The sequence below is a fragment of the Candidatus Pelagibacter bacterium nBUS_28 genome, from assembly GCF_051200915.1.
Taxonomy (GTDB): domain Bacteria; phylum Pseudomonadota; class Alphaproteobacteria; order Pelagibacterales; family Pelagibacteraceae; genus Pelagibacter.
This window is the reverse complement of record NZ_CP172844.1, coordinates 719,448-737,562: the sequence shown is the minus strand read 5'-3', so window position 1 is coordinate 737,562 and position 18,115 is coordinate 719,448. Positions and strand designations below refer to the sequence as shown.

20 protein-coding genes are annotated in these 18,115 nt (G+C 29.9%); 9 read left to right on the top strand and 11 right to left on the bottom strand.

What is annotated here, in order from left to right:
* Positions 1–2: 2 nt before the first annotated feature.
* Genes glmS through rpsD form a run of 7 tightly spaced genes read left to right on the top strand, consistent with a single transcriptional unit; the run spans position 3 to position 8,399 of the window.
* Complete coding sequence (glmS, locus tag ACIJYC_RS03965; protein ID WP_435164599.1) at positions 3–1,823, top strand: glutamine--fructose-6-phosphate transaminase (isomerizing); 1,821 nt, start codon at positions 3–5, stop codon at positions 1,821–1,823.
* Between the two features lie 34 nt (positions 1,824–1,857).
* Entirely contained in the window at positions 1,858–3,237 is a 1,380-nt protein-coding gene (locus tag ACIJYC_RS03960) for a class II 3-deoxy-7-phosphoheptulonate synthase (RefSeq protein WP_435164597.1), read from the top strand.
* 39 nt (positions 3,238–3,276) lie between these two features.
* Entirely contained in the window at positions 3,277–4,014 is a 738-nt protein-coding gene (gene nadE / locus ACIJYC_RS03955) for an NAD(+) synthase (RefSeq protein ID WP_435164594.1), read from the top strand.
* Positions 4,015–4,059: 45 nt separating this feature from the next.
* Entirely contained in the window at positions 4,060–5,409 is a 1,350-nt protein-coding gene (gene cysS, locus ACIJYC_RS03950; RefSeq protein ID WP_435164591.1) for a cysteine--tRNA ligase, read from the top strand.
* Positions 5,406–7,007 (top strand): citramalate synthase, encoded by a 1,602-nt coding sequence (gene cimA, locus ACIJYC_RS03945; RefSeq protein ID WP_435164588.1) that lies wholly within the window; start codon positions 5,406–5,408, stop codon positions 7,005–7,007. Before cysS ends, cimA begins: the two co-directional genes overlap by 4 nt.
* Before the next feature lie 20 nt (positions 7,008–7,027).
* Complete coding sequence (locus tag ACIJYC_RS03940) at positions 7,028–7,741, top strand: RNA methyltransferase (protein ID WP_435164586.1); 714 nt, start codon at positions 7,028–7,030, stop codon at positions 7,739–7,741.
* Between the two features lie 40 nt (positions 7,742–7,781).
* Positions 7,782–8,399: a 30S ribosomal protein S4 gene (gene rpsD / locus ACIJYC_RS03935; RefSeq protein WP_435086855.1), complete on the top strand. Its 618-nt coding sequence runs from the start codon at positions 7,782–7,784 to the stop codon at positions 8,397–8,399.
* Between the two features lie 3 nt (positions 8,400–8,402).
* Here the strand turns inward: rpsD and grxD are convergent, their stop codons facing one another.
* Genes grxD through sfsA form a run of 9 tightly spaced genes read right to left on the bottom strand, consistent with a single transcriptional unit; the run spans position 8,403 to position 15,628 of the window.
* The gene (gene grxD, locus ACIJYC_RS03930) at positions 8,403–8,741 is read right to left on the bottom strand and encodes a Grx4 family monothiol glutaredoxin (RefSeq protein ID WP_271493563.1); all 339 of its coding nucleotides are present in this window, start codon (positions 8,739–8,741) and stop codon (positions 8,403–8,405) included.
* The gene (locus ACIJYC_RS03925; protein WP_435091018.1) at positions 8,741–8,971 is read right to left on the bottom strand and encodes a BolA/IbaG family iron-sulfur metabolism protein; all 231 of its coding nucleotides are present in this window, start codon (positions 8,969–8,971) and stop codon (positions 8,741–8,743) included. Before ACIJYC_RS03925 ends, grxD begins: the two co-directional genes overlap by 1 nt.
* Complete coding sequence (gene purL / locus ACIJYC_RS03920) at positions 8,971–11,163, bottom strand: phosphoribosylformylglycinamidine synthase subunit PurL (protein ID WP_435164582.1); 2,193 nt, start codon at positions 11,161–11,163, stop codon at positions 8,971–8,973. Before purL ends, ACIJYC_RS03925 begins: the two co-directional genes overlap by 1 nt.
* Positions 11,160–11,843 carry a phosphoribosylformylglycinamidine synthase I gene (purQ, locus tag ACIJYC_RS03915; protein ID WP_435164579.1) on the bottom strand — a complete coding sequence of 228 codons (684 nt, stop codon included), beginning with the start codon at positions 11,841–11,843 and terminating at the stop codon, positions 11,160–11,162. Before purQ ends, purL begins: the two co-directional genes overlap by 4 nt.
* Positions 11,844–11,846: 3 nt before the next feature.
* Positions 11,847–12,089 carry a phosphoribosylformylglycinamidine synthase subunit PurS gene (gene purS, locus ACIJYC_RS03910; protein ID WP_028036870.1) on the bottom strand — a complete coding sequence of 81 codons (243 nt, stop codon included), beginning with the start codon at positions 12,087–12,089 and terminating at the stop codon, positions 11,847–11,849.
* Positions 12,086–12,871, bottom strand: coding sequence for a phosphoribosylaminoimidazolesuccinocarboxamide synthase (gene purC, locus ACIJYC_RS03905; RefSeq protein WP_435164575.1), 786 nt, complete (start codon positions 12,869–12,871; stop codon positions 12,086–12,088). The genes purS and purC overlap by 4 nt, the downstream gene beginning before the upstream one ends.
* Complete coding sequence (purB, locus tag ACIJYC_RS03900; RefSeq protein WP_435164573.1) at positions 12,871–14,163, bottom strand: adenylosuccinate lyase; 1,293 nt, start codon at positions 14,161–14,163, stop codon at positions 12,871–12,873. The genes purC and purB overlap by 1 nt, the downstream gene beginning before the upstream one ends.
* Positions 14,164–14,166: 3 nt before the next feature.
* Positions 14,167–14,937 carry a type I methionyl aminopeptidase gene (gene map, locus ACIJYC_RS03895; RefSeq protein ID WP_435164571.1) on the bottom strand — a complete coding sequence of 257 codons (771 nt, stop codon included), beginning with the start codon at positions 14,935–14,937 and terminating at the stop codon, positions 14,167–14,169.
* The gene (sfsA, locus tag ACIJYC_RS03890) at positions 14,930–15,628 is read right to left on the bottom strand and encodes a DNA/RNA nuclease SfsA (protein WP_435168095.1); all 699 of its coding nucleotides are present in this window, start codon (positions 15,626–15,628) and stop codon (positions 14,930–14,932) included. Before sfsA ends, map begins: the two co-directional genes overlap by 8 nt.
* Before the next feature lie 20 nt (positions 15,629–15,648).
* Here sfsA and ACIJYC_RS03885 point away from each other — a divergent pair, with 20 nt between their 5' ends.
* Both ACIJYC_RS03885 and ACIJYC_RS03880 read left to right on the top strand, forming a co-directional pair.
* The gene (locus ACIJYC_RS03885; protein ID WP_435164568.1) at positions 15,649–16,398 is read left to right on the top strand and encodes a competence/damage-inducible protein A; all 750 of its coding nucleotides are present in this window, start codon (positions 15,649–15,651) and stop codon (positions 16,396–16,398) included.
* Positions 16,399–16,806, top strand: a complete 408-nt coding sequence (locus tag ACIJYC_RS03880) for a gamma-glutamylcyclotransferase family protein (RefSeq protein WP_435164565.1) — start codon at positions 16,399–16,401, stop codon at positions 16,804–16,806.
* Positions 16,807–16,826: 20 nt separating this feature from the next.
* On the opposite strand, the gene ACIJYC_RS03875 is transcribed toward ACIJYC_RS03880, so the two are convergent.
* Positions 16,827–17,411 carry a hypothetical protein gene (locus tag ACIJYC_RS03875; RefSeq protein WP_435164562.1) on the bottom strand — a complete coding sequence of 195 codons (585 nt, stop codon included), beginning with the start codon at positions 17,409–17,411 and terminating at the stop codon, positions 16,827–16,829.
* Positions 17,399–18,115 carry a glycosyltransferase family 2 protein gene (locus ACIJYC_RS03870; RefSeq protein ID WP_435164560.1) on the bottom strand — a complete coding sequence of 239 codons (717 nt, stop codon included), beginning with the start codon at positions 18,113–18,115 and terminating at the stop codon, positions 17,399–17,401. The genes ACIJYC_RS03875 and ACIJYC_RS03870 overlap by 13 nt, the downstream gene beginning before the upstream one ends.

Here is an 18,115-nt window from a genome sequence, read left to right as displayed (position 1 = left end):
TTATGTGTGGAATAATAGGTATTTCTAGCAATAAATCAGTATCCAGCAACATTATTAACTCTCTTAAAAAATTAGAATATAGAGGTTACGACTCTGCTGGTATCGCAACATTGTCTCAAGGTTTCATTAATGAAGTTAAATCTGAAGGTAGAGTTGAAAATTTAGAAAATAATTTTGATTTAAAAAACCTTTCAGGAAATATAGGTATTGGCCATGTGAGATGGGCAACTCATGGTGTACCAAATAGTATTAATGCTCACCCACACTCATCAGAAAATGTTTCAGTAGTCCATAACGGAATAATAGAGAATTCTACATTACTAAAAAAATATTTATTAAGCAGAGGTCATAAATTTAAATCCCAAACAGATACAGAGGTTATTGTGCATTTAATTACAGAAAATTTAAAAACATCTGAGTTAAAAGATGCAATTACAAAAACTTTAAAACAACTTCATGGAAGCTTTGCCTTAGGAATTATATCCAAAGATATGCCTGATTTAATAATTGGTGCAAGAAGAGGCTCTCCTCTAGCTGTTGGATATGGTCCTAATGAAAATTATCTTGGATCTGACTCTTATGCTCTAAAATCAATGACTAATAAGATAACTTATTTAGAAGATGGTGAATTTTGTTTTATCAAAAAAGATGAAGTTAATTTCTTTAATGAGGATGGAATAAAGATTAACAAAAAAGTTTTAGAACTTTCTTCTGAACAACAAAATTATGACAAAGGTGATTTTAAACATTTTATGGCTAAAGAAATTGAAGAACAGCCTCAAACTTTGAAAACAGGTATTAAAGAATATGTAGATAGTATGAATAATGACATCAATATCTATAATTTCCCATGGAAAACAGATGAAATTAAATCAATTATGCTTATTGGCTGTGGTACTGCTTATCATTCTTGTTTAATGGCTAAATATTGGTTTGAAGAATTAACAAATTTAGATGTAAACATTGATATTGCGTCTGAGTTTAGATATCGAAAAAATAGGTTTAAAAATGATACTTTATACATTTTTGTATCTCAATCAGGAGAAACAGCTGACACCTATGCTGCTTTAGATTTATGTAATAAAAATAAAATGAAAACTTGTGCTGTTGTTAATGTAATTGAAAGCTCAATTGCAAGAGATTCAAATTTTGTTTTACCAATTCATTGTGGTCCTGAAATAGGAGTTGCTTCAACTAAAGCTTTTTTAGGCCAAATACTTGTTTTGTATATTCTATCTCTAAAACTATCATCATTAAGAAATGAAATTGATAACAAAGAGTACAAAGAAAAAATTAAAGATCTTAAAGATTTACCAAAATTAATTAAAGAAACATTACTGACAGATAATGATATTCAAGCTATTGCATCAACATTTAATGAAGCTAAAGGATCAATGTTTTTAGGAAGAGGTTTCTCTTACCCAATTGCATTAGAAGGTGCATTAAAACTTAAAGAGTTGTCATATGTTCATGCAGAAGGTTATCCTGCTGGAGAAATGAAGCATGGGCCACTGGCATTAATTGAAGAAGGTATGCCAGTAGTAGTTTTAGCCCCGAGAGACAACTATTATAAAAAAACTATTTCAAATATGCAGGAAGTTGTTGCAAGAGGTGCTAAAGTTTTATTGATAACAAATAAAAGCAAAGATGAAATTGTATCTGAAAATATCTGGGAAAAAATTGAAGTAGAAACTACAAATGATGATTTACTTCCATTTCTTTTAACTATTCCGTTACAAAAACTTGCATATTATTCAGCTCTCAAAAAAGGTTACGATATAGATAAGCCTAGAAACTTAGCTAAATCAGTAACTGTTGAATAAACCTTAAACTCTGATAAACAATCCTCAGTTGAATATGAAAAATTGGAAAAAAAATAGCTGGAGAAAATATCCAGTAAAACACATACCTGAATATCCAAATAAAAAAGAATTGGATACAGTTTTGGATAAGATAAGTACGTTTCCACCTTTAGTCTTTGCTGGAGAAACTAGACATTTAAAAGATCAACTTTCTGATGTGGTGGATGGAAAAGCATTTTTACTTCAAGGAGGAGACTGCGCTGAAAGTTTTGCAGAATTTAATCCAGATAACATTAGAGACACATTTAAACTAATGTTACAAATGTCATTAGTTTTAACTTACTCAGCATCTTTGCCAGTTGTAAAAGTTGGAAGAATAGCTGGTCAATTTTCAAAACCCAGAAGTTCACCAGTTGAGTCTAAAGATGGTTTGGAACTTCCAAGTTATTTAGGTGATAATATTAATGGTATGGAATTTAATGAAAAATCAAGAGTTCCTGATCCAAAAAGATTATTTAAAGCTTACTCTCAATCAGCTGCAACATTAAACCTTATTAGAGCTTTCTGCCATGGTGGTTTTGCTGATCTTCAAAATGTTCATAATTGGAACTTAGGATTTATTAAAAATAGTCCAACGCTAAAGAGATTTAAAGATTTAGAAGATAGAATAGCTGATGCACTAGCTTTTATGGATGCTTGTGGAATTAATTCAGATTTTAACAGAAGATTAAAGACAGTTAATTTTTGGACTTCTCATGAAGCTTTGTTATTACCTTTTGAAGAAACAATGACCAGAACAGACTCTACGACCGGAGAAAATCATGACACCTCAGCTCATTTCGTTTGGATTGGAGATAGAACTAGACAACTTGATGGTGGACACGTTGAATTTTGTAGAGGAATTGAAAATCCAATTGGAATTAAATGTGGACCAACTTTAAAACCGGAAGATTTGATAAATCTTTGTAATAAAATTAATCCAAGTAATGAAAAAGGAAAAATTACATTAATATCAAGATTTGGTGCAGATAACGTTTCAAAACATTTACCTAAATTAATAAGAGCAATTAAAAAAGAGGGTTTAAATGTAATTTGGTCATGTGATCCTTGTCATGGTAACACGGTTAAAGCTACAACAGGATTTAAGACAAGACCTTTTAATAGTGTTTTAAATGAAGTTAAAAATGTATTTGCTTGCCATCAAAGCGAAGGAAGTTATGCGGGAGGCTTGCATATAGAAATGACTGGTCAAAATGTAACCGAATGTATTGGTGGAGCTCAAAAAATATCAGAAAAAGATTTATCATCTAGATATCACACTCATTGCGACCCGAGACTTAATGCAAATCAAGCCTTAGAATTAGCTTTTTTAATTTCTGATGAGATTAAAAAGAATAGCTCATATTCTAAAAATGCAGACAGAGCGGCATCTTAAAACATTGTAAAAGATACCAACTAATAATATTTTAAGATTATGAATTCCTCAGAAAAAGTAAATTTTATATCTAATTGGATAAAAGAATATGCCAACAATATGCCAAGTAAGGCACAATCATTGGTTATTGGGATCTCTGGTGGGATAGACTCTTCTGTTTCAAGCACCTTAAGTGCAATGACTGGATTAAAAACAATTGTATTATCAATGCCAATTAAACAAAAATCTCAGCAACATGATTTAAGCTTAAAACATCAAGAGTGGTTGGTTAAGAAATTTGATAATGTTGAAGCACACACAGTGAACCTAGATGAATTATTTTCTGCTTTTTCCTCCACTTTATCTCAATTTGATAATGAACATGGAATGGCAAATTCTAGAGCAAGATTAAGAATGACTACTCTTTATCAAGTAGCTGCAGCAAACAAAGGTATAGTTGTTGGCACGGGAAATAAGATAGAAGATTTTGGTGTTGGGTTTTATACAAAGTATGGTGATGGTGGAGTTGATATTTCTCCAATAGCGGATTGTAATAAAACAGAAGTTTGGGAGATAGGAAAAGAACTTGGAATTTTGGAAGAGATAATTGAGGTAGCTCCTACAGATGGACTATGGGATGATGGTAGAACAGATGAAGGCCAACTTGGTTTAAAATATCATGAATTAGAAGAAGCTATGGATAACCCAAACTCACCTAATAGAGCTAAATACGAAACAATAAGAAAACAAAATTTGCATAAAATGGAGCCCATTCCAGTTTGCAAAATTCCAAATTAATCAAATAGATTCACAAATCTATAAATTAAGTATATTTCTAAAATAATGAATAAAGATATTTTTTTAACAAACAATTTAAGTAACAAAAAAGAAAAATTTTTTCCAATAGATGAAAAAAACGTAGGCATGTATGTTTGTGGCCCTACAGTTTATGATGACCCCCATATCGGTAATGCTAGACCTATAGTTATCTTTGATATTCTTTTCAAAATACTCAAGAGTAAATTTTCTTCAGTGACTTATGTAAGAAATATTACAGATGTTGATGATAAGATAATTAAATCATCAAATGATAAGAAAATATCTATCTCAGATTTAACTGAAACTATAATTAAAAGTTTTGACGAAGATTGTAATTATCTAAATTGTGAGAACCCAACGGAACAACCTAAAGCCACAGAACATATAGATTTAATGATTAAGATGATTTCTGAATTAATCAAAAAAGATTTTGCTTATGAAAATAATAAGCATGTTTATTTTGAAGTTAAAAAGTTTAAAGACTATGGAAAATTATCTAACAAAAAGTTAGAGGATTTAATTGCGGGATCAAGAGTTGAAGTAAGTGACAACAAAAAGAGCTCTGAAGATTTTGTGTTATGGAAACCTTCTTTAGAAAATGAACCATCTTGGGACTCTCCATGGGGAAAAGGGAGACCAGGTTGGCATTTAGAATGTTCAGCAATGTCTAAGAAATTTCTAGGTAATGAATTTGATATACATGGAGGAGGAATAGATTTAATTTTTCCACATCATGAAAATGAAATAGCTCAATCAAGATGTGTAAATGACACTAAGGTTTTTGCAAATTATTGGCTGCATAATGCTTTTATCACTATGTCCAATGAAAAAATGGCAAAATCTCAAGGAAATATATTAAAAATAAAAGATTTTAGAAAAAAGGTTAGTGGTCAAGTTTTAAGGTTGGCTTTAATTAGCGCGCACTACAAACAGCCATTGGATTGGAATGATAAACTATTAGAGGATTGTCAAAATACGATTGATAAATGGTATAATGTTTACATGTCGTCAAATAAAGATGTTAATGACGAAATTATCCAACCTTTGTATGACGATATAAATACACCTGGTTATATTGCAAATTTACATAAACTTTATGAAAAAGCTAATAAAGGAAATGATGAAGACAAACAAATATTTAATTCAGCTTGTAACTTCATAGGCTTGCTTCAAGAAACCAAAGAGGTGTGGTTAAATTATAAAAAAAATAAATCAGATATTTCAGAAGAAGAAATTAAAAGCAAGATAGAACTTAGAAATAAAGCTAGAGCTGATAAAGATTATAAAGAAGCCGACAATATTCGAGACTACCTTTTAGACAAAGGTGTTTTAATAGAAGATAAAGATGGTAAAACAATTTGGAAATTTAAATGAGTAAGGAAAAACTATATATTTTTGACACCACGTTAAGAGATGGTGCTCAAACTCAAGGTGTCGATTTTTCAATTGATGATAAAGAAAAAATATCAAATTCACTTGATAACTTAGGAGTTGATTACATTGAGGGTGGTTGGCCAGGAGCCAATCCAACAGATACTGAATTTTTTAATAAAGATCATGGTTTTAAAAATGCTAAATTAACTGCATTTGGTATGACCAAAAAATCAGAGCATAGTGCGGAAAATGACCCAATGTTATCTTCACTAATTAATTCAAAAAGTTCTTCAGTTTGTTTGTTTGGAAAATCCTGGGATTTTCAAGTTGATGTAGCACTTGGTATCACTAATGAAGAAAATTTAGATAATATTAGTCAAAGTGCAAAACATATAGTCAGCTCAGGTAAAGAATTTATGTTTGATGCAGAACATTTTTTTGATGGATATAAATCAAATCCTGATTACGCATTAAAGTGCCTTAAGACAGCGTTTGATCAAGGTGCTAGATGGATTGTTTTGTGTGATACGAATGGCGGAACTCTTCCACACGAAGTATCAAAAATTGTATCCGAAGTTACAAAACATATTCCAGGTGATAATTTAGGTATTCATGCTCATAACGACACTGAAAATGCTGTAGCCAATAGTTTGGCTGCTGTTCAAGCAGGGGTCAGACAAATCCAAGGTACTATCAATGGATTAGGAGAGAGATGTGGTAATGCCAATTTAATGTCTTTAATTCCTTCATTTTTTTTAAAGAAGGATTTTAATGATAAATTTGAACTTAATATCAAACGAGAAAATTTAAAAAATCTAACTCAATGTTCAAGATTATTGGATGAATTATTAAATAGAAAACCTAACAAACATTTGCCTTATGTGGGAGCTTCTGCCTTTTCACACAAAGGTGGAATGCATGTTTCTGCAGTTCAAAAAAATCCAAAAACTTATGAACATATTGAACCTGAGGAAGTAGGAAACTCAAGAAACATTGTTGTTTCAGACCAAGCTGGTCAATCAAACATAATGTCTAGATTAAAATCTATTGGCATCCTAATCGAAAAAAATGATCCAAAAATTAAAAAACTTTTAAGTGAAGTTAAAGACAGAGAATTTATTGGTTATAGTTATGATGGAGCAGACGCTTCATTTGAATTATTAGCTAGAAGATTGATAGGCGATATCCCGCGATACATATTAATTAATGAGTACGATGTATCAGTTAAAAAAGACAGCACTGGTGAAATCATTTCTCATGCTAAAGCTCAATTAGAGGTTGATGGTCAAAAAATATTATGTGAAGGACAGGGGAATGGACCTGTAAATGCACTTGATAATGCGATTAGAAAAAATGTAAATAAACTTGCTAAATATTCTGAGTATTTAAAAGACTTAAAACTAGTTGATTATAAAGTAAGAATTTTAAATACAGGTACTGAAGCAGTAACTAGAGTTTCAATTGAAAGCACAGACTCTAAAGGTATTAACTGGTTTACCATAGGTGTTTCACCAAACATAATTGATGCATCATTTAAAGCATTGGTTGATAGTTTGGATTATAAATTATTTAAGGATAAGGCTCCAGCTAGCCTATAAGTTTTGATTAATCATAAATAATGTCATCAAATAATATTACTTTTATTTTACATAAGCCTCAGTTATCAGAAAATATTGGTGCATGTGCTAGAGGGATGAAGAACTTTAATTTTCAAAAACTGTCAATTATTGATCCAAAACCTATTTTTCCTAATGATAAAATTTTAGCAACTTCTGTTGGTGCTAAAAATATAATTAATAAGAGTAAAGTGTTTGATACCTTAGAGCCTGCAATAAAAGATATAGATTATGTCATTGCAACATCTGCTAGATTTAGAAACAAAAACATTAAACATATTCAATTAGAAGACTTAAAAAAGATTGATTTCACCAAAAAAGTAGCATTTCTTTTTGGATCTGAAGCATCAGGTTTGTCAAATAATGAAGTGAGTTATGCAAATTACACGTTACAAATTCCAACTAATCCTGAATTCAAATCCTTAAATTTATCTCATAGCTTAATCATAATTGCTCAGTATGTCTCAAACATCATAAAATCTAAGACTTCCAATTTTAAAAAATCTAAAAAGGTTAAAGCTTCCTCTAAAAAAGAGATACATTCAATGACCAATTTATGCATTCAAAACTTAGATGGCATCAATTTTTTCAAACCAAAGGAGAAGAAACCTATTATGCTAGAAAATCTTAGAAATATTTTCTATAGAATGGAATTATCAGCCAAAGAAACGCGTATATTAGCCAGTGTATTTGCTAGTTTGGGTAAAAAACGTTGATTGACAAAATAGCCTGTAAGCTTATAAACCCCAATATCAAATGACAAAAAGATTAAACTCTAAACATAAAGTAGATAGAAGATTAAAAGCCAATCTATGGGGAAGACCAAAGAGTCCTTTCAATAAAAGAGACTACGGACCAGGACAACACGGACAAGGAAGAAAGGGAAAGCTATCTGATTATGGCACTCAATTACAAGCTAAGCAAAAATTAAAAGCTTACTATGGTAACATTAACGAGAGACAATTTAGAAATATTTATAAAAAAGCTGTTATGCTAAAAGGTGATACTGGTGAAAATTTAATCGGTTTACTTGAAAGAAGATTAGATGCAGTTATTTACAGAGCAAAATTTGCAACAACAGTTTTTTCTTCAAGACAATTAATTAACCATGGTCACGTAAGAGTTAACGGTAAAAAAGTTAATATTGGTAGTTACATAGTTAAAGAAGAAGACTCAATTGAGATCAGAGATAAATCTAAGCAATTAGCAATTATTGATATTGCTTTAGCTAGTAAAGAAAGAGAGACACCAGAATACATTCAAATGGATGAGAAAAACAAAAAAGTTAAATTTGTGAGAGTACCTAAGTTTGAAGAAGTTCCTTATCCAATTGTGATGGAACCAAATTTAGTAATTGAATATTACTCTAGATAATAATTAATTTTTAGCTTTAAAACTTATTCCTTTAGTCTCAAGTAATTTTGCTAATTCACCAGTTTCGTACATTTCTTTTACGATATCACAGCCACCAACAAATTCTTTTTGAATATAAAGTTGCGGGATAGTAGGCCAGTCACTAAAAGTTTTTATACCTTCCCTAATATTTTGATCTTCTAAAACATTTACACTTTGAAAGTTTACTTCAAGAAGTTTTAACATATTTGTGACAGCCATTGAAAAACCACACTGAGGAGCATCAGGTGTTCCTTTCATGAATAAACATACTTCTTTAGTGTCTATATGATTTTGAATTGTGTTTTTTGTATTGTCATCCATTATTGCTCCTTTGTTTTAATTGCTAAAGCATGTAATTCATTTCCCATTTTACCCTTTAAAGAATTATATACCATTTTGTGTTGTTCAATTTTGCTTTTACCTGAAAATTGAGCAGAGGTTACGGTTGCTGAATAATGATTTCCATCACCAGCTAAATCTTGAATTTCAACTGTAGCATCAGCCAAAGCTTCTTTGATTAAACTCTCAATTTCTTTTAAATCCATTGCCATTATTTACTCATATAATTTATTAACCAACTTGTATTAGATGCTCTCAATTCGTCAATTGTTACTTTTGTCTTTTCATTAATAAACAATTGATCTTCGTTTATTGTTCCAAGTTCATCAAAATGTACAGCATTATTGTTTAAAACATCACTCACTTTTTTAAGACTATCTTTACTGACTTCTATTATGTATCTGCTCTGATCTTCACTAAAATAATATTCAATTTCATTGATTAAATATTTTGGTTTTTTAAGATTGATTCCTTTGTTTCCTTTAATACACATTTTTGAAACTGCAGTAATTATTCCTCCAATGGATACATCGTGAGCACTTTTAATATGACCATCTTCAATTAACTTTAATAATGTTTCACCATTATTTTTTTCATTAAATAGATTGATTTCTGGTGGAGGACCATTTTTTTCATCTAAAATATTTCTTGCAAACAAACTTTGGTCAATATGCCCTTCAGTTTTGCCAATAACTAAAACAATATTATCAACTTCTTTGAAGTCCATTGTAATCATTTTATTATAATCTTTGATTAACCCAACACCACCAATAGATGGAGTAGGTTTAATTCCTTCTTCTTTTGTTTGATTGTAAAAAGATACATTTCCAGAAACGACTGGAAATTTTAAATATTCAGCTGCTTCACCAATACCTTGAACACACTCCACAAACTCACCCATGTTTTCTTCATTCTCAGGACTACCGAAGTTTAGGCAATTTGTAATAGCTATAGGCTTTGCACCTACAGAAATTAGGTTTCTAAAACTTTCACAAACAATTTGTTTTCCACCCGTTAGAGGATGTGCCCAACAATATACGGCAGATGAATCTACTGATGCTGCAACTGCTTTATTTGTTCCATGAACTCTAACAACTCCAGAGTCTCCCCCAGGTTTTTGAATAGTATCACCCATAACTGTGTGATCGTACTGTTGCCAGATCCATTCTTTACTACAAACATTTGGTTTAGCTAAAACTTTTTTTAATACATCTATAATTTTTAAATTCTTAAGATCTTCTTTTTTAATTTTATTTTTTTTAGGAAGTTTTGCTTTTTTCCATTTACGGTCATACATGGGTGAATTTTCAACTAATGTATTCACTGGAATATCTGCAACTTGCTCGTTATCAAAAAACAGTTCAATTTTTTTAGATTTAGTTGTTTTACCAATTACTGCAAAATCCAAGTTCCATTTGTCAAATATCTTTTTAGCTTGATCTTCTTTCCCATTTTCTAGAACAATTAACATTCTTTCTTGGCTTTCTGAGAGCATAATTTCATAAGGGGTCATCTTTGCTTCTCTGCACGGAACTTTATCTAAATTAATTTCTATTCCAAGATTTCCTTTTGAAGCCATTTCAATACTTGATGATGTAAGTCCTGCTGCACCCATGTCCTGAATAGCTATTATTGAATCTCCTGCCATTAACTCCAAGCAAGCTTCAAGTAAAAGTTTTTCAGTAAATGGATCACCGACTTGAACGGTTGGTTTTTTTTCTTCTATTTTTTCATCAAAACTAGCTGACGCCATACTTGCACCATGAATTCCATCTCGTCCTGTTTTAGATCCTACATAAATAACAGGCTTGTTTAATCCTGCTGCTTTTGAGTAGAAAATCTTGTCTTTTTTAACTAGCCCTAAAGTCATGGCATTCACCAAAATATTTCCATTATATGAGCTATCAAAGTTTGTTTGACCTGCAATTGTTGGAACACCCATGCAGTTCCCATAACCACCAATACCGTGAACAACACCTCTAAGTAAATTTTTAGTTTTTTTATGTTGAGGTGAGCCAAAATGAATAGAATTTAAATTTGCAATAGGTCGCGCTCCCATCGTAAATACATCTCTCATAATACCACCGACACCAGTAGCAGCACCTTGATAGGGCTCAATAAAGGAAGGGTGATTGTGGCTTTCAATTTTAAATACGATTGCATCATTGTCACCAATATCAACTACACCAGCATTTTCTCCTGGTCCTTGAATAACTTGCTTTCCTTTAGTTGGTAGTGTTTTTAAATGAAGTCTTGAAGATTTATAAGAACAATGTTCATTCCACATTGCTGAAAAGATACCTAGTTCAGTAATATTAGGTGTACGCTTTAGCAGTTCACAAATTTTAGCATACTCATCTTTTTTAAGACCATGATCAATAGCTACTTGTTCGTTTACGATCATTTTAAATTATTAATTAAATTATTAAAAAAATGAGACCCATCTTCACCGGATAGGGAAGGGTCAATCATTCTTTCAGGGTGGGGCATCATTCCTAAAACATTTTTTTCTTGATTAAAGATACCTGCAATATTTTTAACTGATCCATTAGGATTAAACTGTTCTTCAATTTTACCCTCTTTATTGCAGTAATTGATTGCCACTTGTTCATTATCTTCAATTTCTTTTAATTGGTCTTTCGTACAGAAAAAGTTCCCTTCATTATGTGCAATGTGAAACTCTAAAACATCATTATCAATATTTTTAAAGTAAGTATTTTGTTTATTATTAATTTTAACAAATACATTTTTACAAATAAATTCTAAGTATTTGTTTCTTAATAAAACGCCTGGAACTAAACCTGCTTCAACTAAAATTTGAAAACCATTACATATCCCCATCACCATTCCACCTGAGTTTGCATAATTAATGACAGATTTCATTATTTTAGACTTAGATGCCATGCTTCCACATCTTAAATAGTCACCATATGAAAAACCACCAGGTAAAACGACTAAATCACTCTTAGGTAATTCAACATCGTCATGCCAAACCATTTTATTTTTAAAACCAAATTTTTTAAGAGCTACATCCATATCTCTATCACAATTAGAACCAGGAAATGTAATAACAGATGATTTCATTAATTATTGTGCATCAATAATTTTATAATTTTCAATAACAAGATTAGCTAAAAGTTTTTTGCACATTTCTTCAACTTTATCTTTAGCTTTTTTAGGATCACTTTCTTTTGTATCTATTTCAAAATACTTACCTTGCCTTACTTCATTGATATCATCAAAACCCATACCATCTAATGTTTGATGAATAACTTTACCTTGAGGATCAAGTACATCTTTTTTAAGAGTAATAATTACAGAAATTTTCATTTACTTTTTCTTTTAACAGAAGATAATTTTGTTACATTAACCGCAGAAAGGTTTGATTGTTCATGAAGTATTCCAAGTCTTTTAGCAACCTCTGTATAAGCAGGAATTAGATCACCTAAATTTTTTCTAAATCTATCTTTATCTAATTTTTTATCAGTAATGCTGTCCCAAAGTCTGCAAGTATCTGGGCTAATTTCATCTGCTAAAATAACTTCATCTTTACCATTAACCTTAAGTCTTCCAAATTCTAATTTAAAATCTATTAATTTAATTCCAACCCCTCTAAACATACCGATCATAAAATCATTAATTCTTAAAATCATCTTTTTAACTTTTTCAATTTCTTTTTTTGTGGCCCAATCAAATGCTAGGATATGCTCTTCTGCTATTAATGGATCACCTAATTTGTCATCTTTTAAGCAATACTCAATTAATGGCTCTTTTAAAACTGTTCCATCTTCAATTCCTAATCTTTTAGTAATAGACCCTGTTGCAACATTTCTTACTATGAATTCTATTGGAATGATTTCAACTAACTTAATAACTTGTTCTCTCATGTTAAGTCTTTTTACTAAATGATTTTTAATTCCTATTTGAGAAAGGTTTGATAGAATATGTTCTGAAATTCTATTATTTAAAACTCCCTTACCTTCAATAGTAGATTTTTTTTGGTTATTAAATGCAGTAGCATCATCTTTAAAATACTGAATGACTAAATTCTTATCATTTGTTGTGTAAATGATTTTAGCTTTTCCTTCGTATAGTTTTTTTCCTTTTTTCATTATTTAAAAACTCTTCTAAAGATGAAATTTACATTTTTAAAGTGTTTTGCGTAACTAAATATCGATTTTAGTTTTTTAGGAGTGATTTTACTCATAATCAACTTATCTGAAATAATCACATCAAACAAATCTAGATTTTCTGCAAAACATTTTTTAGCATAATTTTGAACCATTCGGTAAGATTTTTCTCTACTCAATCCAGACTTAGTCAACTCTAACATAACTTCTTGTGAAAAAATTAATCCTTTGGTGATATTTAAGTTTTCTAACATTTTTTTAGGGTAAACAATCATGTTATCTAAAATATTAGTTAATCTAACTAATGCAAAATCAGTTGTGATATTTGCATCAGGCCCAATGTTTCTTTCCACGCTAGAATGAGAAATATCTCTTTCATGCCACAGTGCAATATTTTCTAAAGCAGGAATTACTGCACTTCTAACCATTCTTGCAAGTCCTGTAAGGTTTTCACTTAATATTGGATTTTTTTTATGTGGCATTGCTGAAGAACCTTTTTGATTTTTTGAAAAGAATTCTTGTAATTCATAAACTTCAGTTCTTTGCAAATGTCTTATCTCAACAGCAACTCTTTCAATTGATCCAGCAATTATACCTAATACTGAAAAATAAAAAGCATGTCTGTCTCTTGGTATCACTTGTGTTGAAATTGGCTCAACTTTTAAACCTAGTTTTTTTGCAACATGTTTTTCTACGTTAGGGTTAATATTAGCAAAGGTTCCAACAGCACCAGATATTGCACATGTTGATACTTCATCAATAGCATCAATTAATCTTTTTCTATTTCGTTTAAATTCCTCGTAAAACGAAGCCAATTTTAAACCAAAGGTAACAGGTTCTGCATGAATACCGTGACTTCTTCCCATACATGGAGTGAATTTATATTTCTTAGCTTGTTTTTTAAGAACTTTTAAAATTTGATCTAAGTCTTTTAGGATGATTTTACCTGATTGAACCATTTGAATATTAAAACTTGTATCCAATACATCAGAGGAAGTCATACCTTGATGCAGATATCTAGCTCTAATTCCTGCTTTTTCACTCACAGAAGTTAAAAAGGCTATAACATCATGTTTAACTTCAGACTCTATTTTGTGAATTCTGCTCACATTTATTTTAGCCTTTTTTCTTACAACCGATGCAACACCTTTTGGAATTTGACCAAGCTTTTCCATAGCTTCAGCAGCTGCAACTTCGACATCTAGCCAAATTTTATATTTATTTTCCTCTGACCAAATGTCAGTTAATTCTTTTCGCGAGTATCTTTTAATCATTAATTATAAGTATGGGGGCTTGGAATAACCTTTAGCAGATTCTGTAAAAATTTCATAACCATTTTCAGTAATTCCCAATGTGTGCTCAAATTGTGCTGATAAAGATTTATCTTTTGTAACAGCAGTCCAACCATCATTTAACATTTTAACATCAAATTTGCCGGTATTAATCATAGGCTCAATCGTAAAAGTCATTCCAGGTCTCAAATCCATGCCTGAATTTTTACTCCCATAATGCAAAACGTTAGGGGGTTCATGAAACGTAGTACTTATACCATGACCACAAAAATCCCTTACAACTGAAAAACCTTTATCTTCAACGAATGATTGAATCTCATATCCTATATCTCCTAATCTAATACCAGGTTTCAATATTTTAATCGCTCTCATCATAGACTCGTGAGTTGTATCTATAAGATTATTTAATTTAACAGAGGTATTACCGATTGAAAACATTCTACTAGTATCTCCATAATGTTCATCAACAATAGCTGTAACATCTACATTGATTGCATCGCCATCTCTTAAAATTCTATCTGATGGAATACCGTGACACACAACATGATTTAAAGATGTACACAAAGATTTTGTAAAACCCCTATAATAAAGTGGCGCAGAGTATCCACCGTTATCTCTAATAAACTCGTAACCTAATTTATCAATATGATCTGTTGATACACCTTCTTTAATATTATCAGTCAGCATATCTAAAGTTTGAGCTGCTAACTTTCCAGCAACTCTCATTTTTTCAAATTTTTCTTTATAATCACTCATCAATAATCTTCAGTTTTTTATCTATAAAAATTTTTTTAGAACTTATATCACATCTATAGGCTAAAAAGTTAACTCCTGCTTTTTTAGCAATTAAATAATTCTTATAATATTCAGCATCTACATCTTTAGCTATCTTAAACTTTTCCATGTTTTGGATTTGAACTAAAAATAATAAGTAACTTTTATAACCTTTTTTTATGGCATCAATAAGAGTAAGTAGATGTTTGGTGCCCCGTGCTGTCACAGCATCTGGAAACTCAGCTGTGTCTTTATTTCTAAAAAGGGTAACATTTTTAACCTCTACAAAGCTCTTTTGTTTATTTTTCTCAATTAAAAAATCAAATCTAGTCTCTTTATTGAAAAATACTTCTGGTTTAATTAGATCGCAATTTTTAAGTTCTTTAATAAGATTATTTTTTAAAGCGTGTTGAGCTATTCTATTAGCCATGTGAGTATTAACACCAACTAGGTTTTTTCTTGTTTTAATAATTTCAAGTCCGTATTTAAGTTTTCTTTTAGGATCATTATTAGGAAGCACATAGACATCATTCCCCTCGTCTAACAGACCTTTCATCGATCCAGTATTTGGACAGTGAGCTGTGACAATTTTTTTATCTAATTTTATATCAGTAAAAAAACGTTTATATCGTTTGATTAATTTGCCTTTTATTAAAGACTTGGTAAATTCCATTTCTAAATTATACATTTAAAATGACCAAAAACACAAAAGTTAATGCCGCAATATTAATTATAGGTAATGAAATTTTATCTGGCAGAACTCAAGATACGAACACTTCAACTTTAGCAACTTGGCTAAATTCAATTGGGGTTAAAGTAGGAGAGGTCAGAGTTATTCCTGATATTGAAAAGACAATAACCGATACACTTGATTTATTAAAAACAACTTACGATTATGTTTTTACAACAGGAGGTATTGGTCCAACCCACGATGATATTACCGCTGAGTCTGTTTCAAAAGCATTTGGACTAAAATATGAAATACATAAAGAAGCATATAAAATTTTAGAAGCCTATTATAAACCAGGTGAATTTAATGAAGGTAGACAAAAGATGGTTTGGATGCCAGAAAATGCAAATTTAATTTTAAATCCCACAAGTGGTGCTCCAGGTTTTAGTGTTGAAAATGTATTCTGTTTGCCAGGTGTTCCATCAATTTTAAAATCTATGTTAGGGGGTTTAACTAACAAAATTGTTGGAGGTAAACCTATTTTAAGCTTAACTATAAGTCTTCGAACTGTAGAGAGTGAAATTGCTAATGCTTTAACTAAAGTACAAAATGATAATCAAGATATTGAAATTGGAAGTTATCCCTTTTTTCAAGCTGGTAAATTAGGAGTTTCAATAGTGATTAGATCTGAAGATCAGTTTAAAATAGATAATTGTAACTCACAAATTTTAGAGTTTGTGAATGAAAAAAAAATTGAAGTAGTGGATCGTTAAATGCTTTATTTTGCTTATGGAAGTAATTTAAATCTATTTCAAATGAAACGCAGATGTAAAGACAGCATTTTTTTAAAAAAGATTAATTTAAAAGATTTTAGGTTAACGTTTAGAAGTAAATATAGGGCAGCGGACATAGAGCTTAAAAAAAATTCAATTGTACCAGGTGGATTATTTAAAATTTCAAAAAGTGATGAAAAAAAACTTGATGTTTATGAGGATTACCCAAGTTTATATAAAAAGTTTTATTTTACCTATTATGGAAAAAAAGTGATGACTTATACGATGGTAAAAAAAACACCTTTTAGATTTCCAACTGAAAGATATCTAAATGTTGTTAAAAGAGGATATAAAGATTGTTGTTTGGATAAAAAATACCTTATTCAAGGATTAAAAAAACAGAATTAAATAATTTATAAATATTTATTTTATTTAGCCCATTCATCTACACAATCTAGACTTGTCATGATAGATGTTGGTTTAAATTTTAGTTTAAACAATTTTTTCTTATACATTTTAATATCTTTTTTTCTTCCCCATCTTTCAGGACAAACTATACAGCTTTTAAATTTTGACAAAATTTTAGCATTATTTAAGTTAATAGGGAGTTTTGTTACAGTATCAATCCAAACCCAGTTTAGTTTACCTTGAAAATATTTTGTTAAATCTAAACTTTCATATTCAGAAAAGCGAACAGCAATATTTTTTTGACCTTTTTTAGTTGCCAAATACATATAGGGCATCTCTACATCTAGTAAAAAAAATGACTTTATTAAATGTATTTTAACTAATTTAAGAACTTCTTTTTCAATACCTGCTTCCTTTAAGTTTAGCACTAGTGTTTTATGTTCATAATTTTCTAAATAATTTTCTAAAATATCACCTTTGTTAAATGGATCATGATTTAAAATTAATTTTGAACCCATTGTTCTAATATCAATTTCAGCACCAAATTTTTTAGGTAGTGATTTCAAATCTTTAATCTTATTTACTCTGTGTATTACAAATTCCATAATTTTATTCTTAGTTTAATTATATAGATAAATGTTCTTTTAATTAGATTTATTTTACCTTTCAAAGTACCTCCACCTTTTGCTTGGCCATATAATCTTTTTTTCATTATTACATTATAATTTATTGTTTTATAATTATTTATCTTTGCCATTACTAGGAAATATAAATCAAGGCTAAAATCTTTTGGATATTCCTTAAAATAATTTAGAAAAGTTTTTGGAAATATTTTTGGTTGAGCATTAATATCGTTAATTTTTTTCAAGAAAATGATACTTGCAAATAATGACATACCAAACGTAAACATTGAGTCAAAAAAATTTCTATTTTTTCTTAATCCTTTTATTACACATAATTCATTTTCAATTGTATTAAGATTCTTTGTATATGCATTTAAAACATCAATTGGTTCTGTTTGTAAGTCAGCATGACACCAACCAATATAATTACCACTTGCAACATTTACTCCAGTCATAATTCCATGGCCATAGCCAATATTTTTTTTAATTTTTAAAAAATTAATTTTTTTTTCTTTAAAAAGTTTAGAGTTGACAATTTTTTGATGTGTATAGTCGGTCGATCCATTATCAACTATGATTATTTCAACAGAGTTATTATTTGCTAATAATCTTTCTATCTTTTCAAATAGAAAAAAAATATTTTTATCTTCATTAAAACAAGGAATAACTATACTTAATTTAATCAT